Consider the following 2,890-nt stretch of genomic DNA (forward strand, 5'->3'; position numbering starts at 1 on the left):
CAATACCGTGATGCTGGCGATAATCGTCCCAGTCAGATTTCAATGCCGTAGGCGGTAATGTGACCCAGCCGTTAATCGCTTTGGCTGTCTTCTCTGCCGCTATCTTGCCAACGTTCTTTTTTAACCTACAGTTTTTGTCCCGCTCTTCCGGTTCGTGCCAATCGTTATCAGCAGCAAGGATGATTTTTGCATCTGGCCACTGTGCTCTGACCTGTTCGGCAACTGTGAGTAAATTGCTTTCATCAATCGCCGCCAATACCACGCCCTCATGTAACTGGCTGACCGTTAACGCTGTGGCGTAACCTTCGGTGATGATAAAAGTGTCTGGTGTTCCGGTAATCTCGGAGACAGGAATAAAACTGCCTTTCTTCTGAGTCCCTGAGACAAGGCGTTTTTCACCATTAGGCTTGATGGTTTGCCCACCTGTGATCGTGCCGTCCAGCGTTTGAACCTCCAGTAATAAAGAGCCATCTTTCAATAACCGCTGATTGGGGCATTGCAGCCCCTTTTTCATCAGATATTGAGATTCACCCATGACAGAGGTTGCAACCAACGCAGCGATGCGTTCTGTAATCGGTTTTACTGTTCGGGGCTGCTCTTTAACGGGTTTGGGTTCAGGCAAGGGAAGTGCTAACACATCAGCTACCAACTTAGCGGCGGCAAAGACCGTGAGCCCTTTGGTTCTTGCCACTAAATCCAGCCCATCACCATGATTCGGCTTATCGCACTGGCGACAATGCCAGTCGCCATGATGGTTATCATCGATAAAGTGAAAGCGGTCAGTACCGCCGCATATCGGGCAAGCACCATGTTTACCTTTTGCCGGAACATCAACACCACAAGCAGGCAACAGGCTTTGCCAGTGATTGATGGCTGTTGTTTTCACTGTTCGAATCACATCTAACGGACGGTTTTTCTGATTATTATTTCCCTGACTCATGATCACTCGTCCTCGCCATTAACCGCTGCATAGAGCGAATAGTAAACTTCCTGATTAATATCACAGGCCAGTGAAAGCAAATCGTGTAATTCTTCTGAGCAGTGTTGGCTGGCCTGTTCAAGAATGACCTCATATAAAGAGGTACACAAACCCGCACGAAACGCAGCCTGACCTAACGGATCGGATTTTCTGTATACAATGCAATTAACTAATTTATTCACTGGATTCTGTGGGGCATGTTTCGACAGGTCGCGATAAACCTCCTGATGAATGCCGTGCGCCAATGCAATCAGATTATTTAAATTGATTTCACATTCACCTTTGGCTTTTTTGGTAATGAATGTGAAAAGTGAAATACCCAGACCCGCACGATATAGCGCCTGTTTTAGTGAGATAGGTTTATTAATCATGTTATGCCCCCTGACGTAATACGAATATCAGAGAGGACATACCAGCCAGCCGCTGAGTGCCGGATGCAATTAGGAATGTAAATTTTAGGCGAGTTTGGTTAGACTGTGTATCAGCCATAGCATTAGCTCCGATAATGTTGTGGTCAGACGCCTCGACAGTGTTCCCGCACTTCGGGGCGTTGTTATTTTCATACCATACACAAGGTTTGGTGTAAGACACATGATAGATACAAGGTGTCTTACATGTCAACTCTTTAAATTTTGGCCTTTTTGCGTATACTGTCTTACACCAATTAATAAGAGGTGCAGAAATGGCAACAGGTGCAAAAAATGCGAAATCACAATCAATAACGGTACGAGTACTACACGAATTGATTGAAGGAATGGCACAAACAAAAGAACACAACGAAAGTACAGGGCAATTTGTTTCTGCTGCAATGCGCGCTGAGATCAAACGCCGCCAGCGCAAAGCCAAAACATCATCTGAGTAAGCATAATCAATTAACCCTCTTAAAGAGGGTTGTTTCTCAAATTGATGGTTATTTAATATCAAAGAATCTCTGTAACTAATATCTACCATCACACCAACTATTCCCGAAATTAAGCCACTTTTAGGATGAATTTGACTGCTGCCAATTAAGACAGTTAATTTTTCATAGCATTATTTTTTAGTTAGTAGGTTTGCGGCTATATGGGTTATTCACGTTTTCTACTGTTGGCGGATTACGCACCCAATGCAGCAGATCACTAAGCAACCAAGCACAAGAATTGCGGCCTAATGGCTTACGGGCAGGGAAGCGGCCTGCATTTTCCAGTTTCCATGCTGATGTTCTGGAAATAGAGGTGATGTGCTGGCGTTCTTTTTCACGTATAAGACGATCATAAGGTTCACCATATTCGGAAAGGATAGAGCGGCGTTGTTCTGGTGTAGGAGTACTGTATTGCATGATTATGTTACCCTCACTGTTTAATTGTTTTTGTGAGGTTATTTTACTTAACAGAAATTATTACGAAAGAAAGCCACATTTGTTACGTGTATATCACAATGGTCATTCTCACAACTCATTACTTCCCATTATTGAGCTGCTTTTAATATAACCACATTCTCATAATTACCCGCCAATACATCCAGTCGCTCACACCACTTGTGTAAAGCGTCCAGCTTCTCTGGCAGGTATTGGCTCTTGTTATATATCGCCATAATGCCCGGCAGTGCATGGCCTAACAGTTGCTCAACGACATGAGGTGCGATGCCTATATCATTTAATTTAGTTGCAAACGTTCGCCTTAAATCATGCAAAGACCATTCCTCGTCATGCTCTAATTTTTTCCATATTTTTCTGCCATATTGTGCGACTGCTTCAAGTTTTTTAATTTCCCCTAAGAGATAGCCGCTTTTATGGTTTTGGTGAATAATATCCATTAAAAATGGCTTCATATATTCAGGTATTGGACGAATGATTTTCTCACCTGTCTTGCTATTTTCTTTTGGGACAGTCCATAACATAGAATTCAAATTCCATTCTGAACATTTAGATAA

At 43.1% G+C, this 2,890-nt stretch carries 5 protein-coding genes; 1 reads left to right on the plus strand and 4 read right to left on the minus strand.

From position 1 onward, the window contains the following. A partial coding sequence (locus AACX38_RS05465) for a toprim domain-containing protein (protein ID WP_228865861.1) occupies positions 1-940 on the minus strand: 940 nt, incomplete at its 3' end. Positions 941-942: 2 nt separating this feature from the next. Next, on the minus strand, positions 943-1,350 hold the full coding sequence (locus AACX38_RS05470; RefSeq protein ID WP_228865862.1) for a hypothetical protein: 408 nt from the start codon (positions 1,348-1,350) through the stop codon (positions 943-945). Between the two features lie 311 nt (positions 1,351-1,661). On the opposite strand from AACX38_RS05470, the gene AACX38_RS05475 reads away from it, so the two are divergent. Then, entirely contained in the window at positions 1,662-1,841 is a 180-nt protein-coding gene (locus AACX38_RS05475; protein ID WP_228865863.1) for a YlcI/YnfO family protein, read from the plus strand. Positions 1,842-2,018: 177 nt separating this feature from the next. On the opposite strand, the gene AACX38_RS05480 is transcribed toward AACX38_RS05475, so the two are convergent. Further along, positions 2,019-2,297 (minus strand): helix-turn-helix transcriptional regulator, encoded by a 279-nt coding sequence (locus tag AACX38_RS05480; RefSeq protein WP_228865864.1) that lies wholly within the window; start codon positions 2,295-2,297, stop codon positions 2,019-2,021. 128 nt (positions 2,298-2,425) lie between these two features. Next, a partial coding sequence (locus tag AACX38_RS05485; RefSeq protein WP_228865865.1) for a tyrosine-type recombinase/integrase occupies positions 2,426-2,890 on the minus strand: 465 nt, incomplete at its 5' end.

It is taken from the genome of Xenorhabdus sp. PB30.3 (genome assembly GCF_963895965.1).
Taxonomy (GTDB): Bacteria; Pseudomonadota; Gammaproteobacteria; order Enterobacterales; family Enterobacteriaceae; genus Xenorhabdus; species Xenorhabdus stockiae.

Coding starts and splice junctions, on each gene's coding strand:
- AACX38_RS05470 (WP_228865862.1), bottom strand. CDS start 1,350: ATGATTAATAAACCTATCTCACTAAAACAGGCGCTATATCGTGCGGGT.
- AACX38_RS05475 (WP_228865863.1), top strand. CDS start 1,662: ATGGCAACAGGTGCAAAAAATGCGAAATCACAATCAATAACGGTACGA.
- AACX38_RS05480 (WP_228865864.1), bottom strand. CDS start 2,297: ATGCAATACAGTACTCCTACACCAGAACAACGCCGCTCTATCCTTTCC.